Genomic DNA, 26,448 nt, shown 5'->3' on the forward strand with positions numbered 1-26,448 from the left:
ACTGAGCAAAGGCCTTGCCCGCTTTAACAATGTAGCTACTTAATCAACCAACGATACACTAACTTAGGAAGAAAGCTTTTAAATCGATATCTCTTCAATACGTTTTCCTCCCTCATCACTCAATTATTAGCCCTTATATATCCACTTTAATAAGTTTACAAAATCTGCTTCTGTCACTTCCTTTGGGTTGCCCTGTGTACATATATCCTTTTGTGCGCTCTTAACAATCTCTGATAAATGCCTCTCGTATGATTGTTCATCAATATTAGCCGCTTGTATAGTTTGAGGAATTCCTAATTTTTCATTAAGCACTTTGACGGCGGTAGAAAGACTGATAACAGCTTCTTTTCGTGTTTGACAAGGCAAGCCAAGCGTCTTAGCCAATTCCATATATTTCTTCGCTGCATTGGAAGTCTGAGAAGTATCATCGCATAACCCGCCATTATACTGGATAATGTAAGGGAGCAGTAAAGCATTGCTTCTTCCGTGCGACAAATGAAATTTAGCACCGATCGCATGAGCCAAACTATGGGTAATTCCTAATGAAGCATTGGTAAATGCAATCCCAGCCATGCATGAAGCTAAATGTAATTTACCTCTCGCCTCCAAATCATTTCCAAATCGGTAAGCTCTAAGCAAATACTTAAAGACGATTGTGATTGCCTTTTCAGCATACAGATCTGTAAATTCCGTCGCTTCAGAAGAAACATACGCTTCTATTGCATGAGTCAACACATCCATTCCAGTATCCGCTGTGACAGCAGGTGGAACCGTTTTAGTCAGCTGCTCATCTAAAATAGCAACATCTGGAATCATCCGTGAATCATTTAGAGGAATTTTAATATTGTTGTCCACGTCTGTAACAACTGAATATGAAGTGACTTCAGAGCCTGTCCCGCTTGTTGTTGGAATCGCAATAAAGAGCGGTTTATTAACCCTTTTATCACTAGGCATTTTATCTTTAATCTGCTCATAAAAAAGCAGGATTGCTTTTGCTACATCAATTGGCGATCCTCCCCCGAGAGCGATTAATACATCTGGCTTCTCTTCAAGAAAAGAAGCAAGACCGTTTTGAACAGTCTCAAGCGAAGGATTGGGCTCAACCTCTGCGAAAATTTTACAAGTTCCTGCTTGCAATCGATCTGTGATAGCATCTGCCATCCCAAATTTAACCATCATTTGATCGGTGACAAGAAAAACCTTTCTTGCCTTTAATTCTTTCAAATAATTAATGGAATCGCTGCCATTATAAATTTTTGGTCCTACAAAAAAGGAATTCATCTGCCGCTACCTCCGTGTTTCTGAACTTATTGCCTTTCAATAATGTGAAAACAATCACATAAATGTGAAAATGAAAAAACTGCAAATAAAAATTGTCGTTGCCGGAGGATCGATATACGTATCAACATACGAGTTAAATGTTTTACCGGCAATTTCACCAAGTACCCCAGCAATAACTGCAAACAATGCGCCGAATAAAATGCTGCCAGTAGCTATTGTTGCGTACCCAGCAACTAAGGTAATATGATGCGTTGCTGGAATGTCAAAACCAAATTGTAAAAGGATCAATAGGGAAGCACTGATAACAAAACCAAGCACATTAATTTGCGTAAGGTCGACAAGATAGGAAATCACTAATCCAAACCCAAGAGAGTAGATGATGACAAATCCTAAGGATTTAGCTCCAGGGATGAACTCCCTTTTCTCTCCGTTCGTAGCAGTAAATTTACCAATCAGTCCTGTTTTTCCAAAAACAAATCGTGAGATAACACAGGAAATAAACACTGTTAAAGCCACTGTATCTACCGGTGTTTCAAAATGGACTAAAACGCTATTAATCAGGTAACCGATGATTCCAAACATCCCGCCAACCAATAAAACTCCAATATCGTCCGTCTTCTTTAAAGGCGTCACTATATCTAATGCACTGTCGAGTTCTTTTCTTTTATTTGCGGCAAATGCCGCAGCGGCAACACCGCCGGCAAACGCAATATGAGGACCTAGCAATGTTCCAAAGACAACATCATTTAAAATCGTGGGTGGCCCTCCTGCGGCGATGACCCCAACGCCAATTAACCCAACAAAGCCGGCAAAAATGAAAGCCGGCAGTGCACCAAATAACGCCCCAAATACCCCACCACCAAATGATGCTAAAATTAATTCCCAAGACATCAAAATCTCTCCTCTCATATCTTTCTCAAAAATGAAGCGTGATGAAGAAAAAATATAAATCTACTTAATTGAAAACAAGTCGTTATTATCTAATGGACAAACCGTCGACTAAAACACATTTTCTTCTCCTCGCAAAGTTTTTGGCCGAAGTTAACCCCTCTCCAGTTGGTCCAGCAATGGTAAAGGTCGTATACCCTTCCCCTCCAAAACCGATTCCAGCATAGGAAGGTCCATTTTTAACAAAGATCGTCGTTTGAATGGCTTTGGCGAATTTAGTAAGATTATCGACGTTCTTTGAATGCATAATCGCTGTATGGCGGAAACCATGCTCAACTTCAACAGCTAAATCAATCGCGGCATCGACATCCTTTACACGAACGATCGGCAAAATAGGCATCATTAATTCTGCTGAAACTAATGGATGATTGCCCTCCACATTCATAATCGCAACTCTAGCATCTGCAGGTGCATCAATTCCAATCTGCCTTAAAATATAGGCAACATCTTTCCCTACAAAATTTTTATTTGCGTGTCCTTTATCGACCACTAATTCGGTTAATTGCTCAATCTGTTCTTTACTTGTGATAAGAAATGCCCCATTTTTTTTCATATAAGATACTAGATAATCAGCAACTTTTTCGACGACTATGACTTCCTTTTCCGCTACACAAGGAAGGTTATTATCAAAGCTGCAGCCATCAATAATGTCCTTGGCTGCCTTTTCTAAATCGGCCGTTTCATCTACGACTGCAGGAGGATTTCCTGCACCTGCACCAATCGCTTTTTTACCGCTTGATAAGACAGCTTTGACAACACCTGGGCCTCCTGTTGCTACCAGCAGCTTAATTTTTTTATGCTTCATCATGATGTTTGCCTGTTCAATTGTTGGTTCTTGCACGGTTGTGATGACATTGTTTGGTCCACCTGCTGCGACAATCGCTTTATTCAAAACTTCTATTGCTTTTATCGATGTTTTTTTCGCCGTCGGATGTGGACTATAAACAACAGAATTCCCTGCAGCAATCATTCCGATAGAATTGCATATAATCGTTTCTGTCGGGTTTGTTGTTGGCGTAATAGAACCGATAACGCCATAAGCAGAAAGCTCAACTACGGTTAAACCGTTGTCACCTGAAAAAGATTCAGTTTTCAAGTCTTCAATTCCTGGACTTTTCTCAGCTGCTAGTATATTTTTACGTACTTTATCTTGGTATTTTCCCATTCCAGTTTCTTCAACTGCCATTTGTGCAAAAAGTTCTGCACTTTCGATCGCTGCTTTACGAATGGATTCAATAATTTTGCCTCTTTCTGCAAGAGAAAGCTTAATAAGCTCTTTTTGTGCACTCTCTGCTGCCGCAATTGCGTCATTCATTTCCAAGAATATCCCATGACCACTGCTACTTTGTGGCTTACTTCCAGCAGAACTCAGTTCTTCCAATACTTTTCTTACGATCTCCTCTATTTCCCGTTCTTGAACAGACATATTAATACCCCTCTTTCATTCGTAAAAAGACTGCGGTTGCTTCCGTCGCTATGACCATATCCTCTTCAACCGTCCCACCGCTGACACCAATGCCACCTATAACTTTCTCTTCAAGTTTAAGTGGATATCCACCACCAAAGGTGACAATTTTCTGATTTGTCATTTGAATTCCATAAAGCTCCGTTCCAGGTTGAATAATCGGAACAAGTTCATGGGTCGCCATTTTTAAAGCAACGGAAGTATAAGCCTTATTCAGCGCAAGCTCTAAGCTTGCTAATAAAGAATTTTCCATACGATGCAATAAGATTGCATGTCCAGCTGAATCGACAATTGAAATCACCACTGGAACACCTATTTCCATTGCTTTTTTTTCAGCAGCTTGTGCCATTGCAGATGCTAATTGTAGTGAAAGACAAAACGGAGCATCGCTACCTTTTAATGCTTTAAGTTTCCCGATAACTTTTGTCTTAATCTCTTCTATGTGACAGTAATATACTTCGGCACGAGCCAGCATAAACAAAAGATCTGATAAACGGTTTACATATTGGATAACTTCACTTCTGACAATCGATGTCTTCGCAAGTTCTACAATCAGTCGCTCTGCTCTACGTATAATCGCTCGTGATAAATGGAGATTAGCGGAGGCGCTTGTATCACCAGGAATGATAAATTCATGAATTGGACCCATTATTTGTTCAAACTTATCGATGATTTCTTCAAATTTAGCTATTTCTTTTTCACTAATCTTACTTGTTAAAAGATCCTTTCCTTTCTCATCACTTGCTAATTCTGCCCCAACAACGAAAAGTTGTTTTTGTATTTCCCTTATAATCGACTTCATTTCATCATTGGCTATTTGCGAAAAAGCGACACCTAACGCCGCATTCGCTTCATCTAGGGTCCCATAACAGGACACCTTGAGGCTATCTTTTGAAATGCGACTCCCGCCTAAAAGCCCTGTCTCACCTTTATCACCTTTTTTTGTATAAATCGCCATTTAGGTCACATCCTCTTAACTTACTTCCATAGAATCGACGATGCCAACAATCGCGGAGTCAATACACGAAGGAGTGGTTCCAAATATATACATGGCAGGCTCCCCTTTTGTCACGAGTACATGTTCGCCCGTTCCAGCTCCTACCGAATCAACCGCAACCTCAAAGGTACCTAAAATGCCGTCCTTCGGATTGACCCGCTGAACAATAAGAAGCTTTTTCCCGACGAGTTCCTCGCTTTTTCTGGTTGCAACAACACTTCCTACGACTAGACCTACATACATTTTTCCATTCACCTGCCCCTATTCTTCTTGAACAATTTTCATTCCAAGCTCTTTCGCTGTATCAAGTGCAAGAGGACTTAAAATGGTTGTACGGGGAATTTCTATTTCCATTCCTCTATCCTTAGCCAAGGCAATATCCTCTCGAGTCAGAATTTTTTTCTTAAAAAAAATCTTCGATTGTTTTTCTGCTGATGTCTGAATGACTTTTGGGGAGAAAGTAAAGATATTTTTTTGAACAGTTTGAAATAGCTCCCTTGCAGCTACAAGCACTACTCCATAGCTTTCCAATAATTCTAGGTAATCGTTCATTTTCTTCACATATGCTTGCTGTCCTTTATTTAAACCAAGGTTTTGCCGAAGAGGGTGCCCAACATCGCAAGCATCCTTCGCAGCAATGAATGGTATGCCGCTCATCAGCATATGTGATGCTAAATTTGTTGCCATATTATCAGCCATTCCCAAAGATACTTTCACCATCGTATTAATGGTTAAAGTTGGGACAATAAAGACGCTGATTTCCTCATAAAAAGGACGTAATTCCTTAATCTCTCTTTCGCAGTACACTTTGGAATTATTAAGTTTCTCCTTTATTAATTGAGGTGTGAGAACATATTCGGCACTATTGGAAAGGAGTATTTGCAAATCCCAACCATCAGCCTGTAGAAGTTGAATCTGTTGCAGTGCTTCTTCAAACCCTCCGTATCCTCCCGTAAAAAGAACGGTTGCTTTTTTCCTTCTTTGCTGCAATCTCCTCAGCACTTCTTCTACAATACTGTCCAATATTAGGTCTGTGTTCGTCATACCTTTCACCTCATTTCAAACTGTTTAAGGCTATGCCAAGCGGGGTGATCAGAAGCGGATGGGCAGGCTTAATTGTTTCAATCCCAATTTCTTTAAAGAAAACTTTTTCAAAATCATCAAAACAGCTTGCGCCTCCTACCACGTAAATTTTTTCCACATCAAAATCTTGAACATGACTATGCACAATTGCTGCCATTTTTTCAACAACTGGCTTTATAACTGGAAAAATCTCATTTTGCTTCGTGCGCTCTTTCTTTAACTGCTCTGCTTTGGTTAGAGGAATTCGATAATGTCCAGCAACAACCAAACTCATATGTGTTCCTCCAGTCGGTTCATCGGCTGTGTAAATGACTTTCCCTTTTTTTATAATGCTTATTCCTGTTGTACCACCGCCAACATCGACAACAGCACCATCTGTTAAACCTAGTACAGAAGCAGCTGCAGTCGGTTCATCAATTACATTTGTCACTTCCATTTCACATGCTTCAACAACATTGGCTATCGCTTTCATATTCCCACCGATGGTACCAGGTGGAACGGCGGTGGCAGCGTGTGTTAAGCGAACTCCAATCATTTCCTCAACTTGCTCCTTTAGTTGTTTAACGATCTGTACAGCACCTACATAATCAACTACCAAGCCGTCCTTCACCACCGAAGCTGGATACGTGGCTCCTGCTACTGGGTTTCCTTGCTCATCAACAACAGAAATAATGATGTTTGCAGTTCCAAGATCGACTCCAACCTTAAAGCTTTCTGTAACTAAGTTTGCCTTCTTTTCATCTATCAACCTTGCAAAGCTTGTTATATAATTGTTGACTTTTTCGAGATTTATAGACATAAGCATCTTTAGCCTTTCCGAATTAGTCCAAGATCGCCGTTGCCCACACCAGCTGCATTTGCTTCATCTGTATCCAAATGCATCTCCAATACATATTTTTCCGAAACGCGAATCAATACATTTTTAAAAATCGTCTTTCTCTCGTCACCTAATTCAACTTCAACTAAATCTTTATCTTTAAGTTGGAACTTTTCGGCGAAATGTGGTGGAACATGGATATGGCGAAATGCGACAATAACTCCCTCTGTGATTTTCAACTCACCACAAGGTCCTTTTAATAATATCCCTGGTGTCCCTGCTATGTTTCCAGACTCTTTAATTGGTGCGCGCACACCAAGCTTGAAGCTATCTGTTCGCGAAATTTCCACTTGTGTTATATTTCGAACTGGTCCAAGAATTCTCACATGCTCCAGTTCGCCTTTGTTGCCGACAATGGTTACCGTTTCTTTTGCAGCAAACTGACCGGGCTGCTGCAAATCCTTCCATTTTGTCAATTGATAGCCAGTCCCAAACAAGATTTCGAGATCCTCCTGCTTTAAGTGGATGTGGCGATTAGATACTCCTATTGGTACGTACGGCTTTTCTCCTATTGTCTGCACTCTCCGCATCACTTCTCGGATAATCTGCTCCTGCAATTGCTCTGTCAATATCATATAAAAATTCCCCTATCCTATTTTCAATCTTTTTTTGCAGGGAGGATGATTTCAACATCTGAGTGTGGTCTCGCAATGACATGAACAGAAATGACATTTCCAACTCTTTCGGCTGCAGCTGCCCCAGCATCCACTGCCGCCTTCACGGCGCCAACATCGCCTCTTACCATTACTGTCACAAGACCAGAACCAATTTGTTGATACCCTAATAAGGCAACGTTTGCTGCTTTAGCCATTGCATCTGCTGCTTCTATTGCCCCAACCAAACCTTTTGTTTCTATCATTCCTAGTGCATCTTTCATTTTCCATACCTCCTCATTTCTTTTCATGAATACATAGTGACCTCAAGTCCCCTTTTCTTCGTGGACAACGCGGGTCTTTACAAATATTGCAAACCTCCGACTCTTCCTTTATATTAATTTCGCTGAAATCTTCCTCTAGATTCTCCATTACATGTAAATCATTATCCTCTGTCTCGTTTTCATCGGCGCCTGTTTTTACTATAGGTTCCTCTTCATTTAAAGGAGAAATGGATACAAGCTTGACATTAGCATTCGCATTTGAACTTGAATTTTCATCTTTGATCATTTTCTCCTCGTGAGCGTTATTAGTTTTTACTTCATCTAACACATCCATTTTTGACGTGTCCGTTTCGTGTGCTCCTCCTTCCGCCTGCTCAACATCGTTTTGCTGTTCCCCAATCATGTTGGGCTTTCCTAGACCAACCGTCTCATTCGAATAAACCATTTTTTCCACACCACTAGCTACTCGTGGAATGATTTGTTTACTAAAAACACGCCCGACTTTCTCTGCGGCAATCACTCCTGCTTCAACTGCCGCTTTTACCGATCCAACATCGCCTTCAATTTTAACCGTTACCATTCCACCACCCTTAGTTAGTTCATACCCAATTAATGAGACGTTGGCTGATTTAACCGCTACATCAGCAGCTTCAACTGCTGCTGCTAAACCCACTGTTTCTATCAATCCTAATGCACGCATGACCATAGAAAAGGTACACCTCCCTTTACTTGCTTTCCTGCAATCTTCTCACCACTATCGCTACTATCCTGGCAATATCTTCTTTCGTTAATGCCTCTCCCAAAAACTCAACATGTTCTAAATCCGTTTCCTGTTCGCCATCAAAAGATTTAAATGGGATTCCCTTTACAAGTCTTGCAGCGTTCGCACCTAAAACTCTTAGTTTATAAGGATCTCTAAGATTGACCTCAAATAGGGGTTGGTTTTTATCAAGCTTCGTATAATGCAGGAGGACCTGCCCGTTTTGATCAATTCCAACGCCAACTCCTAAAGTGGAATCTAGAGCAGCTTGATAGCTAAGTTGCAAAGTTGACTGCTGCTTACTTTCTTTTACAAATGTGGGGATACCTTCTTCTTCAATACCATGTAGCAGCGTACGAAAAAGGGAAGGATCACTCAGCTCTACATGATAATAAACATGGATCGCTTGAATCTCATTTCCATCGTTTATTTTCACTGAATCCTCCCCCCTTGACCAAGAGCCAATATTAAACCAGTTGCTACAGCGTTTCTTGGTCCTTCTGTGCCTCGAATATTCCCTCTTCCAGCCACAACGCTGTATTGAGAAAGTGCATCTGTCACTAACTGAGGTACCTCGAAATCAAGAGCTGATCCTCCTACTAAAACAACAAATTCCATGTCACGAATATTTCCTGTTGGTGAGACCATTGTCAACGCCCGCAATGCATTTGTAACAAAAACCTTTTCTTTTGCTCCACGTCTCACCATTTTTATTTTCTCTACGGATAGTTGTCCTGGAACAGGAATCATACTTCCTTCCTTCAAAATAACAACTCTTGCAAATACATGGGGCTCTAACGGATTCTCAAAAAATTGTACGGTTCCATCTTCATGACGAATATGGAATAAGCTTTCAACCTTAGCAAGGGGGTATTTTTTTATATCCTCAGCCAATCCAATGTCATCTAACCCTAATTCAGAATTGATTAGCATCGTGACCATATCCCCGGCACCCGCTAAATGTACGGATGTTGTTTTTCCTGCTTTCGTCATGATTGATGCATCAGTTGACCCTGCTCCCATATCAACAATGGCAATAGGAACCTTCGTTCCAGGAGTAGAAAGAGCGCCTCTTATGGCCATGTCTGCTTCAACACCACCAACTTCAACTTCTACATTGATTTGAGCGCGCAATTCATTCGCTATCATTTGCATTTGCAGCTTGTCTGCCTTGACCATTGCTGCAATTCCAACGGCATTTTCCATGGAAAATTCTTCTGCTAAGCCACCTTTAACCTTTTGTGGAATAAATGTATTAACGGCTAATAAATCTTGAATTTTTATATCATCTGGATGCTGCTTCGTTAGCTCAGACATTACTTGTCTTACCCGTTCAAGCATCCCTCCAGCATTGGTCCCAGCTTCTCCTTTTATATCTTCAATCGGCGTGGCAGCAGTTAATACTTCCATCATTTTTTCCGCACCTTCATCGACATCAACCGTTAAATTCCGTTTCCCATAAACGGTAATTTTTCCAGCCGGAATGCTCCTCGCTTGCACGTCACCCTTAGGTGTCTTAATGACAACAGCGGAACGGTTACCGATCAAGGCTCTAGCAATTGGAACAATCATTTTCGTTTCTTCACTTGATAAATCAAAAACAGTTGCGATCCCATACGGATTAGCAAGGACTTCTACTACGCCACCGGGAGAAGCCACCTCAATAGCTGCTTTCATTCCAAGCGGAACTTTCTCAATCAGACTGACTTCATCAATAATAGGCATTTTTTTGCCAATCCTGTTGCTAATAAGAACACCGTCGTCCTTCTGTGCTACAGCTCCGGTTATGTTAATCCCTTTATTTAAAGCAGCATTAATAAACCGAGCTGCATCTTCAAAATCAACTTTCTTTCCGATTAATACGATGTAATCATCTTCCTTATTGGCATTGTCCAAATCGATAATATCGATGGTTTTCCCGATGCCCAAGCCCAATCCCCCTGGAGTAGAGGGGTTGTGGCCGATCATTGTTGACTCTGTAATAATCGTCTCCGTGATCGTTTCCATCGCCACATCCCCAATGACAGGGGCTGCCTCATTAATGCGAACTAAGTCTAAATCCTCTACCCTTCGATTAATTTTCCCAAGAGCTTGTTTAATGGCGGCAAGAACACCATGGATATTTTGTCGCGTTCCTTTAATTCCTGTTGTTCGTACAAAATCGCTCGCCAAAAAAGTAACATCTTTATCCTCTGTTACGGTAGCGATGGCAACTTCTGTTGTGGCATTTCCGATATCCACTCCTGCAACCAATTTCATCGATTCTACCTCCCGGAATCTAACGCAAGATGCTAGTCTTTTTTCAATCGATCTCGTTTTTCATAAACTTCAGCCGCTTCTCGAACTAGCTTCGCGTTCATTTTTGCATTAAATTTTCCTTCTAGTTCCTCTGCAATTGCGAGTAATTCTTCTTTTGTAGAACGGTATGGTCTTAATGCATTATATATTTCAAGGATTCGATCGTCTGGAACCGCAATTAGTTCAGCAGCCCTACGGAAATTTTGTGCTAATGGTTTTCTTCCCATTGACTCTGCTACTTGGGCCTGTAATTCTAATGTTTCGGGAGCAATTCGGACATCCTCTGGCGTTACACTTCCATCGATTACACCTTGGAGTGTAATTTGATCCAAATCTTTATTCGTTGGAGTTTTAATAAGTTCAGGTCGTTTTTCCCCTAAAGGATAATCTTTTTGCGCATCAACCTTGACTATCTTGCTATCAGCTTTTCCTGCCTTCTCCGGAACCGTACCCATAGAAGACATAACCTCTTTCACGATCTGCTCAATAAGTTGTTGATTCATACTGCTCACCTCCGTATTAGTTAAATTTCACTTGCAAAGCAGTTGGTTTTTTACTTCGATCAACATGTTCCGTTTCTTTAATATGAAGCAATGCAGCGATGGCCTGATACTTCGGACGTGCCATTTGGTCATTTTTTGTCGGCACAGGGTTTGGTGATTCCCCTTTTGCATATTTCGCTGCATTTTTTCCAATGGCTCGATATGTTTCTGGATCTAGTAGCGGTGCTTGCGGGAACAATTCTAAATTCGATAAAGGCGGCAGATCCTTTTGATGTATAACAGTTGTACCTTTGGATTGAATTCCAATTCCAATTCCTGAACCACTGAATTTCGCTGCTTGGTGAGCGACAAACCCAACATCTGATGTGTGAAAGACACGAATCAAACGAGCTGATATCCCTTCTTCTTCAATTCCAGCGATGATTTCTCTCAACACTTCAGTATGTGGAAGCCCCACTATCGTCTTTGTTTGATGGACACCGAATGCTGCAGCAACCGCAATCACGACTTCATCCTTTCTCGTTCCAATCACTGCAGAACCACTTTCCGTGATTTCTAGTCCTTTCGCGTTGGAAGGAATCACTGCTTGTCTAGTAGTTTGCGTAACTGGTGTTGCTTCTGTCTTTTCCTTCATATTGAAGTCTTTTAAAACCTCTTCTATCACTTCTCTAATTAGCTTCTCATTAATAGTCATTCACATAACACCCCTTTCGGTTTTAATTCACATCTTCTGGACGAATCGCACGAGGAATTGCTTTAATTTCTTCCCATCTAGCGTCACTCATGCGGTAGCCTGTTCCAGGACCTTGATAATCATTTAAATCATTGACAGCGCTGACAATCTTCCAATCTTTATCAATAATCGCTGATGTGTGTAAATAATCACCTGAAACACGTTGTTTTAACATATTTAGGACGCTCTGTGCTACATCATCAAATCCGCCCTTACTTAATGCTTTAACAATGTCAATTCCAGTAATTCCACGCTTCATCATGTCATCTGCCGCTCTTAAATCTTCTACTACATTGCGATCAGGCATATCATTACTTCCGTGTGCATATGTAGCAGCTTCCACTTCTTCGTCTGTGATGGCAGGCAATCCTAAGCCCTCAAAAACGACTTGAATAGCTCTAGCTGCTTTATTTCTAATCGCCACTACTTCCTCCTCAGAAACTGGACGCAATCCTCCGTCTACTTTTAAATCACGCTGCAGCACGTTATAATCATCAAAATCTTCAGCATCAAAATTTGAACCAGCAAACATATTGTCATAGTTTGGCGTAGCACTGTATCCTGAAAAAATAAAATCAGTACCTGGAAGCATTTGCATTAAAGTTCTGGCGGTTCTTCTAATATCAGAATGGGAGAAGGTTTGGTCATTACCTGAGGCAACCTCCATATCCATCATGGTCGTGAATAAATTCTCAGCTAAAACAGCACGAATTCCAGATGGTACTCCACCAGGGACACCGATACAACTAATTGAGCCATTTTGCAGCCCTTGTGATCCGGCACCTTTCGTTACAAAAATACAGCGTGCTTCAAGATATAACATTGATTTCCCTTCAGCATAGCCCATTTGCACCTCAGAGCCAGTACCTGAAGTGAAGCGCATTTTCAAACCACGTGAAGCGTATGCGGATGCGAGAAATGCTTTAGAAAAAGGAGTATCATCGCCATCGACGAAAACAGGCTCTGTTCCATATACAGAAACCGTTTCTGCATAACAGGTAAGTCCCCGCATTCCCATTTCTAACTCTGTCGCTTCTTCAACAGAACATTGCGTTAAAATTCCTCCACGTCCAGTTTGGGCTCCGACTAAAAGACCAAGGGCATTGAAAGGAGCATAACGGACGATTCCTACGGTTGTTTCTTGTTCATCGAAGCCACGTAATGCTGCTTCAGCAGCGTCCGCTGCTATTTGAACTGGATTATCCTTCAAGTTTGTAACATGACATTGGTTAGAAGGAGTTTTTCTAGCTCTCATTTTTTGCAAAGCCATCATTAATTCGACAACGTTCATATCTTTGACAACATCGCAAAGCTTAGCTGGAGTCATCGCCGTGCTAAGAGGAATGATCTTCTCCCTCGGCACATTAATATCGACTAGCATTCTGGCAAACTCGTTCGAATCGATCGACATCGCTTCTTCAGCTTTTTCTAAATTAATCGCATAATCTGCGATGAACGTATCAATAAAGTCAAATTCCTCTCGCTTTTTGCCATCTAATTCCACAACGATGCCACGCTCAATTTTTATACTTGGCTTCGGGTCATTTGGACCACTCATCGCCACAAGTCCCACTTCAGGCCATTCAGCGACAAAACCATCCTGGTTGACCGGACGCTCAGACAACACTTGAAAACGTTTGGATTTCATTGATTTCCCTCCTCAAGTTAGATGTAAGGAACTGTATCTGATACAGGTTCGCTTCCAAGAGTTCCTAATAATTTTTTTCCCACTTCCCGTGCTGCGATTAAAGCTTGCCTTACGGCACCTGAATCACCGCTAAATGTTAAAATCACTTCATTTGAAAAACTGGTTCCTTGAGCTGGTGAACTATAACCAATCACGTCAACATTAGCAGCTTTTACGGCTGTATCAGCTAAAACAACACCGATTGCAGCCGGAGCTCCAACTAGTAAACCGAATGATTTTCCAACTTCAGCATTAAACGCTTTCTCACAAGCGTAACTCGCCCGGGCTGTATATTGGAATTCAAGATGGCCCGCTTCATTGCCATAAACATCACCGAATGTACGCTCTAATTCCTTCAAGGCAACTTCTACAGCACGTCGAGCATCAGCCACATCCTCAGCACCGAATATAATCAGCGAGCCGTGGCCTGCTCCTCCTTTTGTGTCACGCGCAAGTTCAACCGTCAATACTTCTGTATTGGTCGCTTTCACAGCTTCATCGGCTGCCATAATTTGTGGACCTGCACCTGTACGAGCCCCTATAATCCCGATCGAACGATATTTTTTATCTAGCTTCATCGCTTCATGAACACTTGAATCAACATTGGCAATAACAAGTCCGATTGTGTCACCTCGTCCAACACCGACAAACTCTGTTAAACCACAGAAACTCTTTTCCTTTTTTATAGGCTCCGCTTCCTTTGGAGCATCTACCTTTTTCATAACTTCTTCCATGATTTTTTCAATCATTTGTTCCTTCATTTATGAGCACCTCCAAAAAATTATTATTGCTCTAATTTTGGTAAGATCCCTTCTACTTCTGCGTGTGGTCTTGGAATTACATGAATGGATACTACTTCTCCAACTTTTTCTGCAGCTGCCGCTCCAGCGTCTGTAGCCGCTTTCACGGCACCTACGTCACCGCGAACCATAACTGTGATTAGTCCTGAACCGATTTTTTGGTAACCGATTAGCGTAACATTAGCTGCTTTCACCATTGCATCCGCAGCTTCAATTGCACCGATTAACCCTTTAGTTTCTACCATTCCTAATGCTTCTTTAATCATTCTAAGTTCCTCCTCTAAAAAGTGATTTGAGCAAACGTAGAAAAGGAGATTCCTTTGCTACTAATACCCTCCTAACGCCTTACAAGCTTTATAATAGGGCTTTTTTAATGACCCTTCTCTGTACAATATTGGCTAGTATAGATAAAGATTTGCCTTATTTGTGACAAGCAACCAATCTTTTTTTGTGCAGAAAAAGATATTTTTTTGCTCTTGAAGTGGAATTTTTTAACCATACTTTTCTTCAACTCCACTATGAAATAGCACTTTCACTTTTTGTAACTACTTTGAAAGCTTAGAAGAAACTGGGGTTGCTCTAACATTTGAATTGGTTTTAGAAGGGGTCCTAGTCATTGTCTTAATGGATGAAGACAACAAAAAAACACCTGTCTATAACGATGACAGGTGTAACTTTTTGGTTTATATAAACCATTTCCCATTTAAAATACTAGTATGTCTTTTTAACATATCAGATTGTGAACTAATTTCTGCTGCCTGCTTTCGATATTCTGATGGCGTTAAGCCAACAACTTTTTTAAAAACCTTGCTAAAATAATTGGGTTCCTGAAAATTCAATTCCATCGCAATATGAATAACAGGTAAATCTGTTGATTCTAAAAGTTCTTTCGCCTTATCCATCTTTCGTTTCGTTACATAATTAACAAAATTGATCTTTAACTCTTTCTTGAATAGTTTACTTAAATAATAGGGGCTTAAATGGACATGTTCCGCTGCTGCCTCGAGCGTGACCCCTTTTTGGTAATTCTTTTCAATATATTTAAGCACTGCTTGGATTACTCTTATTTCTTGATCACTTTTCGAATCTCTAATCGTATCGAAAATGCTATCAATAAGGATTTTAAGCTTTTTATGGAAATCGCTAGTATTGACTTCATGAAAGGCAGTCCATTCTAGTTTATGTGAGAGGAAAATTCCTTTTTGCTGGCAGATCAAATCCAGCGTCTTAATGAGTGACTGAGTTGTTAAATGGATTTTATCATGATCTTTATCATACTCCGAAAACAATTGTTCGGAAAGAATTTCTGCCATTCTAATGGAGTTATTATAATCTTCTTTGGCCACATAGCCGAGCAAACGTTCCATCGTTTGTTCCAAGTTTATTGTCTGGGCGTGTTCTTGTGATAAATACATATTAACAAGACGAAGAATGTCTGTTTGCCGATATGGCTTTAAAAGATACGAATCTGCTCCCATTTCTAATGCTTTGAATACAAAATCATATGAACCATAATCTGTTAATAAAATAATACGATTTTTGGGATTTCTCCGCTTCATATATTTTATTAAATAGATAATATCCGCACCCGGTATTTTAATATCAAGAAAGGTCATATGAAGATGACTGTTTTCAAATAGCTCTTTCGCTGACTGTGCCGAATTGGCTGCTCCTATTACTCTCGTATTTTCTATTTGTGCAAAAATTACCTTAAGTGCCTCAATAGCGATAATTTCATCATCAACTAATAAAATATTATACATGTGCAGCCCCTCCATTAGATTCCATTGGGATTTTGAATCTAACAGTTGTTCCGCCTTTTCGATTTTGCGCGATTTCAAGCTGATAATCATTTCCGTAAAGTAGTCTCAAATTGAAGTTTACATGTCTAAAACCAATGCCCTTAAATTGATTATCTTGTTCAGAAACTCCTTGTTCTTTCATGAGGCTGTTTATTTTATCTACTGAAATCCCTACTCCATCATCGATCACTTCACAAATGAAATCTTCATTCTCAGCATAACCTTTTACTATAATTGTTCCATTTCCTTCTTTCGGCTCAAGTCCATGAATAATAGCATTATCTAAGAGGGCAACAATAATCATTGGAGGGATTTTGATCGTTCTTAATTCTCTCGGTATATCGATTGAAATGTGCATTCTATCGCCAAAGCGAATTTTTTGCAATTTTAAATAGAGATTCATATATGAAATTTCATCTTCGACGGTAACTAAACTATTATAGCTCGTAATCAAGTACTTCATCATATCGGAAAATGTAAGAATGACATCTTGTGTCTTTGGCGCCTTTTCAATAACGGCAAAGCAGGACATTGTATTGATTGCATTAAACAAAAAATTAGGATTTACTAACAGACGAAAAAATTGATTTTGTTTGGTAAGAAGCGATTTTTCTAGCTCTGCTTGAATTTTCATTTGATCCAATAGCTGCTGATCTTTCGCTCTCAGTTCTTCTTGCACATACTGTGTAATGTCCTTCTCTACCATGCTATTAATGACATGAAACATCATATCTGCAACGGCGGCAATTTTTTCATAAGACATAACTGGTACTTTTTCTAACTCTTTCAAAATCTCTTCATCTTCTTTCCAACCAAGAGATTCGCTCGTAATATATTCAAGGTTCTCATGATCGTCATCACTAGACTTAACTTGTCCAACAAGCATGGAACCAATTAATCGCCCTTTTATTATAATGGGTACTGCAAAATCTACCAGTCCGGTGTGACAACGGTAAATGAAGACACCTTCTCTTCTTGATGCTTCCAATCCACCAAAAGCATCACATTTGAGACAAGTATCATAAAGCTTTGGATTTTTACGGATCTTTTCACAGAAGGACGAAAAGTTACTATACTTTGTAATCGGATTTCCACGAAAATCCACTGTGATCGCAGCTAAACCAGTTGCTTTTGTAAAAGAGTCCTGAACCCTCTGAAGTGCGTCAAAATCAATGATTTCTTGTATATTCATAGAATCATCTCGCTCAATTTATTATCATCAAGTGGACAAGTTTCAATTGGATACATTACTGAGAAGCACTATACATAAAAGACCAAGAAAATATTCACCTTGGTCTTTCTCTGATGCAACATCTCATCTGCTTAGCCTTTAACGAAAATTTGATCACAAATTTTGTAAACATCTCTCGCAATCATTAATTCTTCATTTGTAGGAATCTTCAAAACTTTAACAAGAGAGTGCGGGTAACTGATGTACATCTCTTCTTCATTTAATTTGTTTTGCTCCGGATCCCAATAAACTCCCATGAACTCCAAACCTTTTAATACCTTTGCCCGAATCGTCGAACTGTTCTCACCGATTCCTGCAGTAAAGATCACAGCATCTACACCATTCATTCGCGCTGCATATGACCCAATATATTGGTGAATACGACTAGCAAATATATCGAGTGCCAACTCAGCACGATGGTCTCCCTGCTCCGCTTTCATTTCAATATCTCGAAGATCACTTGAAAAACCAGATAATCCTAATAAACCACTCTCCTTATTTAAAATTGTTAATACTTCATCAACACTTTTTCCTGTTTTCATCATAATAAATGGTATAATCGCTGGATCGATCGTTCCAGAGCGAGTCCCCATCACCACACCTTCAAGCGGTGTAAATCCCATTGAAGTATCAATTGATTTTCCTCCTTCAATGGCAGCAATGCTTGCACCATTGCCTAAGTGACAAGAGATAAGACGAAGGCTTTCGATCGGTCTACCTAATATTGCTGCTGCTCTTTCTGAAACAAATTTGTGCGATGTTCCATGAAATCCGTATTTACGTATGCCATATTTCTTATAGTAATCATACGGTAACGCATACAAATAAGTGCTCTCCGGCATCGTTTGATGGAAAGCGGTGTCAAATACCATTACAGAAGGTACTTCACCTAAAACACGTTGAAATGCCTTTATTCCTAAAATATTTGCTGGGTTGTGCAATGGAGCTAATTCAGTCAGAGGCTCTAGTTTTTTCAACTGCTCTGATGTGACTAACGTCGATTCCGTAAAAACCTCACCACCGTGAGCTACTCGATGACCAACCCCATCTATTTCATTAAATGAGTTAATAATTTGCTGGGCAATTAATCGATGTAAAAGGATTTCAACCGCTTTCTCATGATTGCGGATTTGCACAGTCTCCTTTTTCATCTGTCCATCGACAAGAATTGAGAAAATTGATTCAGTTAAACCAATTCGCTCCACAATTCCCTTTGTAATTACTCGTTCCGCAGGCATTTCGATCAATTGAAATTTTAAAGATGAGCTTCCTGCATTAATGGCCATAATTTTTGACATACACGTATCTCCTCTATTGATTATTTAATATCGTAAGCAATAAGAATTGGTTAATGGATAAGTCAACCATTGATTTAAGGCTGTTAGGAATTAAAATCACTCTTCATGCTCTAAGAGGAGAAAAATATAATGCTGTCAATTTAATGATACATGTACTTATATTTGCAAGCGCATCAATTTTGTTACTAAAATTCGAACTTTATGATTTATTCGAGGTAATTATTGTAATAAAACTGGAAAACCCTTATCAAATTACTAGATTCTATTATGGGAACAGGTAGAAATCTTCCTCATTTTTCAGCTTTGTTAGTGGATGCTACTGATATACCCTCATTAAGAGTACTCTTGTCGCTAGCAGATGCAACACTAGGAAAAAGCAAGGTTTCCCCTCACTTCACCGTGAATAAAATAAAGCAAAATAGTATGATCATTAAGAATGTTTTAAATAAACATGAAAACACTTATATTAAAGGTATTTATTACAATAATGTGAAAAACTCCAATTACTCTGGATGAAATCCCCAATTATTATTGTAAGAGCATATCTTTCTAGGTATAATGGTAATTGTTCAATTCGGGGCTGAATGGGGTACTGGTGTCCTCCGCGGTCTTCAAAACCGTCTGTGTCCTGCGTGCCAGGATAGCTGGGTTCGATTCCCAGGCGGTCCCGCCAATAACCGCGTAACGACGCCATTTGTGCGTTGATTGAATCGGTGATTGTGGTCGATGATTGTGCCGAAGTTCGCAACGGTTTTCGGGCGGTCTAACGCAAGACCGTGCTAGACCGGAAGTAAAAACCGTTTTAATAGTCGGCAATAACCGTACAGTTTCGTGGCTCTTATGCGTTTCATTATAGTCGATAGGAGTCGATAACGTCAATCTTCGACGACTTCCACCGCTGTCACGTCCGCAATGTTTACCCGCTCGAACCCTTCGCCGTCCATCCGCTCAACTCGCAACTGATTGCGTATATTGTCTACGTAATGCACGCGTCCGAATACCTTCGTAAACATGCCCGCTTCCCAAATCGTCACCTCGACCGGCAATCCGTACTCCATTGCGTAGTGTACCCGCTGATTAAATTCCGCCAGTTCATCTTCTCCTACTATCGGCTTGGCAACGCGTTTTGAATCGATATTGTCTTGGCGCAATGCCTCGATATGTTCCGTCAAAAAGAAGCCGTTCCAGTTCGCCATATTCGACATTCCTTTCGGTGTGTTTATCGCAATTATATACGAACATATGTTCTTTAAGCAACCGAAATTTATTAGGTAACGGCGATTTTTATTGGACGTGGTTTCAACGACTCTACAAACTCCGTAAAGCTTTGCGATTGAAACACGCGAAACGGCGCCGCCTTTAATTCGTAGGTATATTCCGATAGTATGAGCAAATGCGGAAACGGTTTCGGCAGTAAGTCGCTGCGGCACAAGTCGATGTACCGGTCGATTTTTTCACGCATTTGCTTTTCCGTATAAATCGTGCGTTGCACCTCGATAAAAAAGTCGGTCTTGCGAAACCTCGCGAATACGTCCGGCTCGGCAACGCCTTTGCGCCCGAATTTCGGCTCAACACGAAACGACTCAAGAGCGCCAAGCTTGCGCATTTCTTTGTAAACGCCGAGTATCGACAGCCAATGGTTAATCTTTGCGCTATTGCGTTTGATGCGTAAGTCTGCGCCATAATATACGTAAGGTTGCACGTGCGTCGAGCGCTGTATATGTCCGTCGCGTAGCAGGCGCAACAGCACCGAGTTTGTGGCGTTTATTGGGCGTTTAAGGTTGGCGAAGTGCAATTCGGATATGCTATCTCTATCCATTACGCGAAACCTGTTTAAATCGGCAATTATCGCTTTATCGCGTTTAGTTAACAACGTAATCCCTCCCATTTAGTCGTTAAATACGTCTTTTTCCGTTAGTGGCGTCACTTCTTTAACCGTTCCTTTTGCAACCATAAACGGACTAAGTAACTCGCGCGCATTCTCCATCGTTAAGTAAGGCGCTTGGATTTCGTATAATTTATCGCTATTCATAATGAATCGACCCTGCGCTTCTATTTCGTGTGCGCCCGGCGTATTAACGATTCGCGCCTCAGTTATGTCGCGTAATTTAAAGCCCATGCTAACGGTAAGGTTTGCGCGAATGGTCGTGTCGAGAACTTTTGCGTTAGGGCGTTGCATCGAAAGGATGGCGAACACTCCGAGCGTGCGACCAATCGCTACAACCTCCGTTAATATGTCCATAATATCGGCGTCCTTCCGCAGCATGACGAATTCATCAATGGCAACTACGAGGTACGGTACGCGGTGTTCCGCCGGCAACTCGTCGACATGACTGACGCCAAACACTTCCGTTAAGTCGCTCCGTCGGTCAAGTTCCGTTTTGATTTCGAAGAGCATTTCGCGAATGTCGTGCGGACTACTTAACACGCACTGAACGTGTTCAACGTTACGGAACAAGTGAAACTCCGACTTTTTGCAATCGCCGAGATACAGCCGCAAGTCGCTCGGCTTTTTCGTGAGGATAAGCGTCGTTAGAATCGACCGTAATTGCGTCGACTTGCCCGAGCCTGTTTCGCCTGCAATCAATATGTGCGGCTGTGTCGTAAGGTCGAACGATACGTATTGCCCCGTGCGGTCTTTGCCGCAAATGATGCCGAGTTTATGGTCGGCGACGACCGGAAGTATAGCGTCGATTTTATACGCTAATTTTACGGGTATTGTCGTAGTAAAAACGGTTAACCTAAATCGCTTGATGTCTCCTTCCAGTTCGATTGATTTGCCGAAATATTGCCGGAATACATAGGCGTTTTTCGTGATTAATTTCGGGTCTAGTCCGTTGGGTATCGTAAATATTATCGAAGTAAATTGCGGGAATAATTTGACGGAGTGTATTTTCGGAAAATAAGGACGTTCGGCATCGCCGAGAAAAAGGCCAGCCGATTTAAATGCGTTGATGAGTCGTTTGCGGTATTTAAGTTTCGTAAGTGTGTCGCGTAGGGTCATCGTAACCACCCGAGCAATGCGTTTGTTTCGATAAAGTAGACGCCGGCAAGCAAAGCCGCCAGTGGCAGGGCGATTCTTAGCGCTGTGCCCAGCGCATGGAATCCGTATGAATCGAGCGTCTTGTCGAGACAGGCGAGCGCAACCGTTGCGCCTCCGGCGACCAGTAGTGTCGGTGTAAATAACATTTTGTTTCCTCCTTTTAACACGTCAGTATTTTCGCGTAGCTGCGGGGTTCACGACGGCTTAACCGCGGTAAGCCTACTGATTAGCTACTCGGTAAATACTTATGTTGCGACCGCGTTAAAATTGCCTGTACCTACTAATTTTTTACCGAATTGGCAAAGGACAACCGCCATCATTTCGACGGCTTGTCCGACAGGTAGAATATATCGTTAACGGGACGACCCAACTTTTCGGATATTTGCAAAGCGATTTCAAGCGTTGGCTGGCGGACTCCTTTCTCGTATCGATTGTACGAGTATACACTAAGTCCTAGAAACGCGGCAAATTCCGTTTGGTTCATTCGGTGGTCATGCCGTAGTGTTTTTAAATTATTGGCGATAGGCATCGTAAGTCACCTCGATTATAAATTCGGCATGTCACGCGTAAAACCCTTTCGCGGGCACAAAAAAAAGCGCCCCGACGTTGAATTGTCGAGGCAGATATTATTTCCAATTTATAATCGTGAGGTTTTTACATTTAGGACAGTTAAAGTTTTCCGCCGTTTTTAAGACCGGCTGTTTTTTCTTGCAATGCGGGCATGCTACTTGTTGCTTGCCGAGTCCTAAGTAAATAATGCCGGTCGACATAAAGAAAAGTCCGATTCCTGGCAAAATGCCGATAATAGTCGCGAATAACAATAAGGATATAAGAACGCCAAAGCCACCGATTACGAATGCGAAAATACGACCGACGCCACTTGCAAAACCGCTTTTCTTACGCTCAATTTCTATCGCTAATTTCTCGTTTGTGATTACGCTTACTTCCGCCATATAACGCCCCTCCCGTTCGTTTTTCCTCATTTTACCGTAATTACTAATATGTACGCAAGGGCAAGCAAATAGTTTCATAGTTTCGCCCACCCTCGCAAATTATCGCTTATTATTCGCCTTTGCTGCGCGCCTTCTCCGTTACGTCATTATCCTTCCAATACGCCCACAACGACGCGCCGCCGAGAAACGCCAGCGAAATAAACGTACTAACGCCTTCCTCGTCGACCGGTATCACGCTATGCCCCGCCATTTCCAGCCCGCTGTTAACGAGCGCCAATGCGAGCAATACAAAGCGCGACACTGTGCCCGCTGTAATCGGCTTAACTTCGTTTTTCTTCGCCATCCTACTTCTCCCCCTTTTTGTCGCCTTGAATCAGTCCGCGCTCGAGCGCCACGTAAATCAACCCGATTGCGTCGCTGTCCGTCAACTCGCCCGCAAGTAACTTCGCCCGCCATGACGGGTCGAGCGCTTTGTCGCCGTGCACGTCAGTGTTTGATAGACGGTTAAGCACGACGGATGTTGCGTTTGTTATTGCGCTTGCTGTCGGTTTATACAAATTGTCCGCCTCCTTCGGTTTAGTAGCGCTATTTGCCGCAGCCGCCTGCTTTTTCGCCAGCTTGAAAGCTTTCGCAATGCCTGCGACGTGTCCTTGCGCCACTTGTTCGATAAATGACGCCTGTTTTAGTTTGGCGGCGTCGCTTGCGTTGTCGATAAATAAGCATTCCGTCAGCACAGCCGGCATTTTTGATTCGCGCAGCACAGCGTAGTTTGCCTCTTTCTTGCCACGGTCTTTTACGCCAGGAATACTCGCCATAATTTCGCTGTGTAGCGCGTCTTGAATCGCTACCGAGCGTGCGCTTGCCGACGTGTGTACGAAATCTTCGTAGCCTGTGCCGCCGCCAGCGTTGATATGAACGGAAAGGAAAAAGTCGGCGCCCCAAGCGTTGGCTGCGTCCGTGCGCTGCTTGAGCGTTAACGACTGGTCGCCCGTGCGACTGAGCCTTACAGTTACGCCGCTGTAATTTGCGAGCAACAGCGATTCAATGCGCTTGGCGATGGTTAGCGTTAAATCCTTTTCGCGGAGTCCGTTGCCGACTGCGCCGGGGTCGGAACCGCCGTGTCCTGCGTCGATAAAAACCTTGACCATTATTGACCGCCTCCCATGCGATTTTTAATTTCGCGTAGTTCGTCGATAACGACGTCGTATTTTTCGCTGAATTTGTCGAGTAAGTCGTGCAGGCGACCTTCGCGCTCTTTGTTCGTCCGCATGACGTAAATAAGGAGCCAAACGAAAAGAATCGCGAATGGCCCCTGCGTTAGAAAATATTTAACTGTTTCCGCATCCATCGATGCACCTCCGATTAGTTGTCATTGATTCAATAATGTATTAAACACAAAATAGTACGATAAAATAAATAAAGCAAAACAAAACCAAATTGAGGAAAAAACAAGGATGGGATTTCGTGTTCTTCTGTATACTACAATCCCTACGAGAGTATATACTATCAATAAAATCAATAATGAAAGTACTACGCCCCCTATACCCATATACACACCTCCAATAAATTAATCCTCATCTTCAATGTCATAGCCCATTTCGATAAGTTTTTTCGCTACTTCTTCTCGTAAGTTTGACAAATTAGGAACATCCCTAAACTTGTACACTCCGCTCATTACCGCCGTAAACCACGTTTTTACAATGATACTGTTTTCGTTAAACATACTATTCAACCTCCTTATTAATATCCAAAATACTACCCACAACATCACGCAAATTAAAAAGAGCCGGAACATCATTAAATGTCACCGCCCCTTGATTAATTTGTCTAATCCATGCCTGTACTGTGATTGATTTTTCATTAAACACTACTTGTCACCTTCCTGTTGCAATGCCATTAATAAAGTTAACTCAATTATTGCGCTGTCTAAATCTTTTTTCACCGCCTCTATTTTTTCTTCTACAGTCGGCTCAATATCAAGGTATTTGTAATATATTTTCGACCCATCCCACATCCTTATAAATTCTCTCCCTTCTTCGGGCTGTGGCATTTGGTCAATTAAAAACCCTTCTAGTAACAGTTCGTGTTCTGTTTTTCCTCCTGCAAACGGAAAGTAATCAACAAAGTAGACCTCGCCCAAATCATTGACCTTTATAAATATTCGTCCCACATTTTTCACACCTTTCTTTATTGCGATGTCGGATACACGAAATAAACGTTATACAACGGGTCATCAATATTCCTAGAAGAGTAAAGTATGTTTGATAGGTCATTTAAATCAACAATCTCAATATACGCTACGATTCTATTGCTGTTTGATGATTGAAAATACGCAAGACGGTAGTCATCTAATAATGCACACCCAGCATAAACAGACCCACCAGAACTTGTACCATAAGTAAAAGCAGGAGAACGACTGTACAATGGGGATGTAGTTCCGTTTTCTATATCGACAGACCTTACATAAATAGTTAAAGTGCCTCGATGTTCGGTTTGTCCCGTTGGTAGTGTAATCGTTTGGGACACCCTTACCATTTTAGTTAAATCATCTGTGATATTAGCATAAACAAAATCGTTATACGATCCTGTTGATTCATGTATTACTCGATTTAAATCTGTATCGTATAAGGCTATATAATTTGTGAGTGACGTATACCTAACTAAAAAACAAAGATACTTATCTTTAATTACTCTTATCGGCAATAAATTTGCACTTGAAAGCGCCGTAGTTGCTATGATGTCACCCGTTTCCCCATTGACTTTAGCCATTTGGCTAGTGCTAATATTATTAAACCATAAATCCTCTTTTTCAAAATATAGACCATGTTTGTTTCTTTCGGTTGAAGGTAGTTCAGTTAAGTCGCTACCGTCTGGATTAATTGTGTATGTCGTAGTTCTGTATCTAACGTGGATTTTATTTCTTCGGCTGTCGTATCCAATAGATATGATTGAGGTTGGCTGAGGGGTATCTGTACCGATGCGCTGGTCCCACAGTTGAGTACCTAAAACCATATCAAATGCAGCAATTCTTGATGAATCAATCTGAAATACCACTATTCCTTTGGATTTAATGACACAAAACACGGAATTACGCAAACGGTCGTGGTGTACAGTTAACGTGGTATTTATGTTCTTGTTTTCTTTTATTAAATTATTACTTCTGTCATACAACCTTGAATCATAAGTTACTGGGTTAAGTAAAGGACGCACGACAGAAAACGCTCCATACAAAAACCGAGCAGATTTTTTGTTCCCGAAACCGTGGTCATAAAGGCGCTCTGAAACTCCAAAATCGGAAAAATGTTCTTTTAAAAACGGCATTAGCGCTTCACCTCGTTTTGGATATCACCATTACTATTCCACGTCAAATCAAAGATTTCTGTTTTTAGGACAGTCGTTCCATCTTGTGCGTAATACGTTATCGTTTGAACAGTGTATACATTATCCACCATGTTACTCAACACCGATTTACGATATAAAGTGCCACTTTGCCTACGCCATTCAACCACCGTATATTTATCGTTATTGTCTAAGCCCGACCGGTATACATTCAACGGTCGTTTTAATTCATCAAGCACCCCTTCAAGATTGTTAGAATCATAATTGTGATTAGCATCCGCCACTAAAACAGCCGAAGCATTGACATTTTGCATAGCAAACAAATTATTTACCGTACCGCAAAGGATACTGTTTCCTCGTTGGTCTGTGATATTAGCTTGCGATATTGACGTAACCCCAGCGCCAATATAGACATCAGCTATCCCCAACTCGTAAATATCAGCGTCTCTCTGAAGTTCGGGCGCTAACGGCGT

32 protein-coding genes, 1 tRNA gene and 2 pseudogenes are annotated in these 26,448 nt (G+C 41.3%); 1 reads left to right on the forward strand and 34 read right to left on the reverse strand.

All coding sequences use genetic code 11. From position 1 onward, the window contains the following. Positions 1-126: 126 nt before the first annotated feature. The 20 genes and pseudogenes from PZE06_RS03050 to PZE06_RS03145 form a co-directional block, all read right to left on the reverse strand. Entirely contained in the window at positions 127-1,281 is a 1,155-nt protein-coding gene (locus PZE06_RS03050; RefSeq protein WP_150914158.1) for a 1-propanol dehydrogenase PduQ, read from the reverse strand. 54 nt (positions 1,282-1,335) lie between these two features. Beyond that, positions 1,336-2,172, reverse strand: a complete 837-nt coding sequence (locus tag PZE06_RS03055; RefSeq protein ID WP_150914160.1) for a DUF7973 family transport facilitator — start codon at positions 2,170-2,172, stop codon at positions 1,336-1,338. Positions 2,173-2,257: 85 nt separating this feature from the next. Next, a complete protein-coding gene (locus tag PZE06_RS03060; protein ID WP_150914162.1) occupies positions 2,258-3,655 on the reverse strand; it encodes an aldehyde dehydrogenase family protein in 1,398 nt (465 codons plus the stop codon). Between the two features lies 1 nt (position 3,656). Further along, positions 3,657-4,652: a cob(I)yrinic acid a,c-diamide adenosyltransferase gene (locus PZE06_RS03065; RefSeq protein ID WP_150914164.1), complete on the reverse strand. Its 996-nt coding sequence runs from the start codon at positions 4,650-4,652 to the stop codon at positions 3,657-3,659. A 15-nt stretch (positions 4,653-4,667) separates the two neighbouring features. Next, positions 4,668-4,934 (reverse strand): EutN/CcmL family microcompartment protein, encoded by a 267-nt coding sequence (locus PZE06_RS03070; protein WP_150914166.1) that lies wholly within the window; start codon positions 4,932-4,934, stop codon positions 4,668-4,670. Positions 4,935-4,952: 18 nt separating this feature from the next. Continuing rightward, positions 4,953-5,735: a flavoprotein gene (locus PZE06_RS03075; RefSeq protein WP_150914168.1), complete on the reverse strand. Its 783-nt coding sequence runs from the start codon at positions 5,733-5,735 to the stop codon at positions 4,953-4,955. Positions 5,736-5,745: 10 nt separating this feature from the next. Then, the gene (gene eutJ / locus PZE06_RS03080) at positions 5,746-6,573 is read right to left on the reverse strand and encodes an ethanolamine utilization protein EutJ (protein WP_150914223.1); all 828 of its coding nucleotides are present in this window, start codon (positions 6,571-6,573) and stop codon (positions 5,746-5,748) included. An 8-nt stretch (positions 6,574-6,581) separates the two neighbouring features. Continuing rightward, entirely contained in the window at positions 6,582-7,181 is a 600-nt protein-coding gene (gene pduL / locus PZE06_RS03085; RefSeq protein WP_225310593.1) for a phosphate propanoyltransferase, read from the reverse strand. A 68-nt stretch (positions 7,182-7,249) separates the two neighbouring features. Next, positions 7,250-7,528 carry a BMC domain-containing protein gene (locus tag PZE06_RS03090; RefSeq protein ID WP_095308454.1) on the reverse strand — a complete coding sequence of 93 codons (279 nt, stop codon included), beginning with the start codon at positions 7,526-7,528 and terminating at the stop codon, positions 7,250-7,252. 439 nt (positions 7,529-7,967) lie between these two features. Continuing rightward, positions 7,968-8,234 (reverse strand): annotated as a pseudogene (locus tag PZE06_RS03095) (BMC domain-containing protein); the annotation flags it as partial. A gap of 19 nt (positions 8,235-8,253) precedes the next feature. Continuing rightward, positions 8,254-8,724, reverse strand: a complete 471-nt coding sequence (locus tag PZE06_RS03100) for a glycerol dehydratase reactivase beta/small subunit family protein (protein WP_150914174.1) — start codon at positions 8,722-8,724, stop codon at positions 8,254-8,256. Next, positions 8,721-10,547 (reverse strand): diol dehydratase reactivase subunit alpha, encoded by a 1,827-nt coding sequence (locus PZE06_RS03105; RefSeq protein WP_150914176.1) that lies wholly within the window; start codon positions 10,545-10,547, stop codon positions 8,721-8,723. Before PZE06_RS03105 ends, PZE06_RS03100 begins: the two co-directional genes overlap by 4 nt. A gap of 32 nt (positions 10,548-10,579) precedes the next feature. Beyond that, positions 10,580-11,089, reverse strand: a complete 510-nt coding sequence (locus tag PZE06_RS03110; RefSeq protein WP_150914178.1) for a diol dehydratase small subunit — start codon at positions 11,087-11,089, stop codon at positions 10,580-10,582. A gap of 16 nt (positions 11,090-11,105) precedes the next feature. Then, positions 11,106-11,783 (reverse strand): propanediol/glycerol family dehydratase medium subunit, encoded by a 678-nt coding sequence (locus PZE06_RS03115; protein ID WP_150914180.1) that lies wholly within the window; start codon positions 11,781-11,783, stop codon positions 11,106-11,108. 22 nt (positions 11,784-11,805) lie between these two features. Next, the gene (locus PZE06_RS03120) at positions 11,806-13,470 is read right to left on the reverse strand and encodes a propanediol/glycerol family dehydratase large subunit (RefSeq protein ID WP_150914182.1); all 1,665 of its coding nucleotides are present in this window, start codon (positions 13,468-13,470) and stop codon (positions 11,806-11,808) included. 17 nt (positions 13,471-13,487) lie between these two features. Continuing rightward, a complete protein-coding gene (gene pduB, locus PZE06_RS03125; protein ID WP_095308421.1) occupies positions 13,488-14,270 on the reverse strand; it encodes a propanediol utilization microcompartment protein PduB in 783 nt (260 codons plus the stop codon). A 23-nt stretch (positions 14,271-14,293) separates the two neighbouring features. Next, positions 14,294-14,575, reverse strand: a complete 282-nt coding sequence (gene pduA / locus PZE06_RS03130) for a propanediol utilization microcompartment protein PduA (RefSeq protein ID WP_095308416.1) — start codon at positions 14,573-14,575, stop codon at positions 14,294-14,296. A gap of 417 nt (positions 14,576-14,992) precedes the next feature. Continuing rightward, complete coding sequence (locus PZE06_RS03135) at positions 14,993-16,072, reverse strand: helix-turn-helix domain-containing protein (RefSeq protein ID WP_150914183.1); 1,080 nt, start codon at positions 16,070-16,072, stop codon at positions 14,993-14,995. Continuing rightward, entirely contained in the window at positions 16,065-17,303 is a 1,239-nt protein-coding gene (locus PZE06_RS03140; RefSeq protein ID WP_150914185.1) for a PocR ligand-binding domain-containing protein, read from the reverse strand. Before PZE06_RS03140 ends, PZE06_RS03135 begins: the two co-directional genes overlap by 8 nt. Before the next feature lie 131 nt (positions 17,304-17,434). After that, positions 17,435-18,640, reverse strand: coding sequence for an acetate kinase (locus PZE06_RS03145; RefSeq protein WP_150914187.1), 1,206 nt, complete (start codon positions 18,638-18,640; stop codon positions 17,435-17,437). A gap of 576 nt (positions 18,641-19,216) precedes the next feature. Between PZE06_RS03145 and PZE06_RS03150 the strand changes: the two genes are divergently transcribed. Then, positions 19,217-19,313 (forward strand) — tRNA-Sec (locus PZE06_RS03150). A 202-nt stretch (positions 19,314-19,515) separates the two neighbouring features. Here PZE06_RS03150 and PZE06_RS03155 read toward each other — a convergent pair. The 14 genes and pseudogenes from PZE06_RS03155 to PZE06_RS03220 all read right to left on the reverse strand — a co-directional run. Next, positions 19,516-19,836, reverse strand: coding sequence for a YolD-like family protein (locus PZE06_RS03155; RefSeq protein WP_191963139.1), 321 nt, complete (start codon positions 19,834-19,836; stop codon positions 19,516-19,518). Between the two features lie 71 nt (positions 19,837-19,907). Beyond that, positions 19,908-20,513 carry a replication-relaxation family protein gene (locus PZE06_RS03160; protein ID WP_225310589.1) on the reverse strand — a complete coding sequence of 202 codons (606 nt, stop codon included), beginning with the start codon at positions 20,511-20,513 and terminating at the stop codon, positions 19,908-19,910. Positions 20,514-20,528: 15 nt separating this feature from the next. Then, a complete protein-coding gene (locus PZE06_RS03165) occupies positions 20,529-21,644 on the reverse strand; it encodes an FtsK/SpoIIIE domain-containing protein (RefSeq protein WP_150914193.1) in 1,116 nt (371 codons plus the stop codon). Then, positions 21,641-21,829 (reverse strand): hypothetical protein, encoded by a 189-nt coding sequence (locus tag PZE06_RS03170; protein WP_150914195.1) that lies wholly within the window; start codon positions 21,827-21,829, stop codon positions 21,641-21,643. Before PZE06_RS03170 ends, PZE06_RS03165 begins: the two co-directional genes overlap by 4 nt. Before the next feature lie 170 nt (positions 21,830-21,999). Beyond that, positions 22,000-22,212, reverse strand: coding sequence for a helix-turn-helix transcriptional regulator (locus tag PZE06_RS03175; RefSeq protein WP_150914197.1), 213 nt, complete (start codon positions 22,210-22,212; stop codon positions 22,000-22,002). Between the two features lie 97 nt (positions 22,213-22,309). Further along, positions 22,310-22,636 (reverse strand): hypothetical protein, encoded by a 327-nt coding sequence (locus PZE06_RS03180; RefSeq protein ID WP_150914199.1) that lies wholly within the window; start codon positions 22,634-22,636, stop codon positions 22,310-22,312. Positions 22,637-22,745: 109 nt separating this feature from the next. Then, entirely contained in the window at positions 22,746-22,979 is a 234-nt protein-coding gene (locus PZE06_RS03185; RefSeq protein ID WP_150914201.1) for a phage holin, read from the reverse strand. A gap of 1 nt (position 22,980) precedes the next feature. Then, on the reverse strand, positions 22,981-23,784 hold the full coding sequence (locus PZE06_RS03190; protein ID WP_150914203.1) for an N-acetylmuramoyl-L-alanine amidase: 804 nt from the start codon (positions 23,782-23,784) through the stop codon (positions 22,981-22,983). Beyond that, on the reverse strand, positions 23,784-23,984 hold the full coding sequence (locus tag PZE06_RS03195) for a BhlA/UviB family holin-like peptide (protein WP_150914205.1): 201 nt from the start codon (positions 23,982-23,984) through the stop codon (positions 23,784-23,786). Before PZE06_RS03195 ends, PZE06_RS03190 begins: the two co-directional genes overlap by 1 nt. Before the next feature lie 219 nt (positions 23,985-24,203). Continuing rightward, a complete protein-coding gene (locus PZE06_RS03200) occupies positions 24,204-24,359 on the reverse strand; it encodes a hypothetical protein (RefSeq protein WP_191963140.1) in 156 nt (51 codons plus the stop codon). A gap of 1 nt (position 24,360) precedes the next feature. Continuing rightward, the gene (locus PZE06_RS03205; RefSeq protein ID WP_191963141.1) at positions 24,361-24,504 is read right to left on the reverse strand and encodes a hypothetical protein; all 144 of its coding nucleotides are present in this window, start codon (positions 24,502-24,504) and stop codon (positions 24,361-24,363) included. Next, positions 24,504-24,806, reverse strand: a complete 303-nt coding sequence (locus PZE06_RS03210) for a hypothetical protein (RefSeq protein ID WP_150914207.1) — start codon at positions 24,804-24,806, stop codon at positions 24,504-24,506. The genes PZE06_RS03205 and PZE06_RS03210 overlap by 1 nt, the downstream gene beginning before the upstream one ends. A gap of 17 nt (positions 24,807-24,823) precedes the next feature. Further along, entirely contained in the window at positions 24,824-25,957 is a 1,134-nt protein-coding gene (locus PZE06_RS03215) for a hypothetical protein (RefSeq protein ID WP_150914209.1), read from the reverse strand. Next, positions 25,957-26,448: pseudogene (locus PZE06_RS03220) on the reverse strand (hypothetical protein); the annotation flags it as partial. The gene PZE06_RS03215 and the pseudogene PZE06_RS03220, both read right to left, overlap by 1 nt.

It is taken from the genome of Robertmurraya sp. DFI.2.37, from assembly GCF_029211245.1.
GTDB lineage: Bacteria > Bacillota > Bacilli > Bacillales > Cytobacillaceae > Robertmurraya > Robertmurraya methanolica_A.

What these genes read in the sequence shown, in the direction of transcription:
- PZE06_RS03050 (WP_150914158.1), bottom strand. Translation starts at nt 1,281, where the DNA reads ATGAATTCCTTTTTTGTAGGACCAAAAATTTATAATGGCAGCGATTCC.
- PZE06_RS03055 (WP_150914160.1), bottom strand. Translation starts at nt 2,172, where the DNA reads ATGTCTTGGGAATTAATTTTAGCATCATTTGGTGGTGGGGTATTTGGG.
- PZE06_RS03060 (WP_150914162.1), bottom strand. Translation starts at nt 3,655, where the DNA reads ATGTCTGTTCAAGAACGGGAAATAGAGGAGATCGTAAGAAAAGTATTG.
- PZE06_RS03065 (WP_150914164.1), bottom strand. Translation starts at nt 4,652, where the DNA reads ATGGCGATTTATACAAAAAAAGGTGATAAAGGTGAGACAGGGCTTTTA.
- PZE06_RS03070 (WP_150914166.1), bottom strand. Translation starts at nt 4,934, where the DNA reads ATGTATGTAGGTCTAGTCGTAGGAAGTGTTGTTGCAACCAGAAAAAGC.
- PZE06_RS03075 (WP_150914168.1), bottom strand. Translation starts at nt 5,735, where the DNA reads ATGACGAACACAGACCTAATATTGGACAGTATTGTAGAAGAAGTGCTG.
- eutJ (WP_150914223.1), bottom strand. Translation starts at nt 6,573, where the DNA reads ATGTCTATAAATCTCGAAAAAGTCAACAATTATATAACAAGCTTTGCA.
- pduL (WP_225310593.1), bottom strand. Translation starts at nt 7,181, where the DNA reads ATGCGGAGAGTGCAGACAATAGGAGAAAAGCCGTACGTACCAATAGGA.
- PZE06_RS03090 (WP_095308454.1), bottom strand. Translation starts at nt 7,528, where the DNA reads ATGAAAGATGCACTAGGAATGATAGAAACAAAAGGTTTGGTTGGGGCA.
- PZE06_RS03105 (WP_150914176.1), bottom strand. Translation starts at nt 10,547, where the DNA reads ATGAAATTGGTTGCAGGAGTGGATATCGGAAATGCCACAACAGAAGTT.
- PZE06_RS03110 (WP_150914178.1), bottom strand. Translation starts at nt 11,089, where the DNA reads ATGAATCAACAACTTATTGAGCAGATCGTGAAAGAGGTTATGTCTTCT.
- PZE06_RS03115 (WP_150914180.1), bottom strand. Translation starts at nt 11,783, where the DNA reads ATGACTATTAATGAGAAGCTAATTAGAGAAGTGATAGAAGAGGTTTTA.
- PZE06_RS03120 (WP_150914182.1), bottom strand. Translation starts at nt 13,470, where the DNA reads ATGAAATCCAAACGTTTTCAAGTGTTGTCTGAGCGTCCGGTCAACCAG.
- pduB (WP_095308421.1), bottom strand. Translation starts at nt 14,270, where the DNA reads ATGAAGGAACAAATGATTGAAAAAATCATGGAAGAAGTTATGAAAAAG.
- pduA (WP_095308416.1), bottom strand. Translation starts at nt 14,575, where the DNA reads ATGATTAAAGAAGCATTAGGAATGGTAGAAACTAAAGGGTTAATCGGT.
- PZE06_RS03135 (WP_150914183.1), bottom strand. Translation starts at nt 16,072, where the DNA reads ATGTATAATATTTTATTAGTTGATGATGAAATTATCGCTATTGAGGCA.
- PZE06_RS03140 (WP_150914185.1), bottom strand. Translation starts at nt 17,303, where the DNA reads ATGAATATACAAGAAATCATTGATTTTGACGCACTTCAGAGGGTTCAG.
- PZE06_RS03145 (WP_150914187.1), bottom strand. Translation starts at nt 18,640, where the DNA reads ATGTCAAAAATTATGGCCATTAATGCAGGAAGCTCATCTTTAAAATTT.
- PZE06_RS03155 (WP_191963139.1), bottom strand. Translation starts at nt 19,836, where the DNA reads ATGGCGAACTGGAACGGCTTCTTTTTGACGGAACATATCGAGGCATTG.
- PZE06_RS03165 (WP_150914193.1), bottom strand. Translation starts at nt 21,644, where the DNA reads ATGACCCTACGCGACACACTTACGAAACTTAAATACCGCAAACGACTC.
- PZE06_RS03170 (WP_150914195.1), bottom strand. Translation starts at nt 21,829, where the DNA reads ATGTTATTTACACCGACACTACTGGTCGCCGGAGGCGCAACGGTTGCG.
- PZE06_RS03175 (WP_150914197.1), bottom strand. Translation starts at nt 22,212, where the DNA reads ATGCCTATCGCCAATAATTTAAAAACACTACGGCATGACCACCGAATG.
- PZE06_RS03180 (WP_150914199.1), bottom strand. Translation starts at nt 22,636, where the DNA reads ATGGCGGAAGTAAGCGTAATCACAAACGAGAAATTAGCGATAGAAATT.
- PZE06_RS03185 (WP_150914201.1), bottom strand. Translation starts at nt 22,979, where the DNA reads ATGGCGAAGAAAAACGAAGTTAAGCCGATTACAGCGGGCACAGTGTCG.
- PZE06_RS03190 (WP_150914203.1), bottom strand. Translation starts at nt 23,784, where the DNA reads ATGGTCAAGGTTTTTATCGACGCAGGACACGGCGGTTCCGACCCCGGC.
- PZE06_RS03195 (WP_150914205.1), bottom strand. Translation starts at nt 23,984, where the DNA reads ATGGATGCGGAAACAGTTAAATATTTTCTAACGCAGGGGCCATTCGCG.
- PZE06_RS03200 (WP_191963140.1), bottom strand. Translation starts at nt 24,359, where the DNA reads ATGTTTAACGAAAACAGTATCATTGTAAAAACGTGGTTTACGGCGGTA.
- PZE06_RS03215 (WP_150914209.1), bottom strand. Translation starts at nt 25,957, where the DNA reads ATGCCGTTTTTAAAAGAACATTTTTCCGATTTTGGAGTTTCAGAGCGC.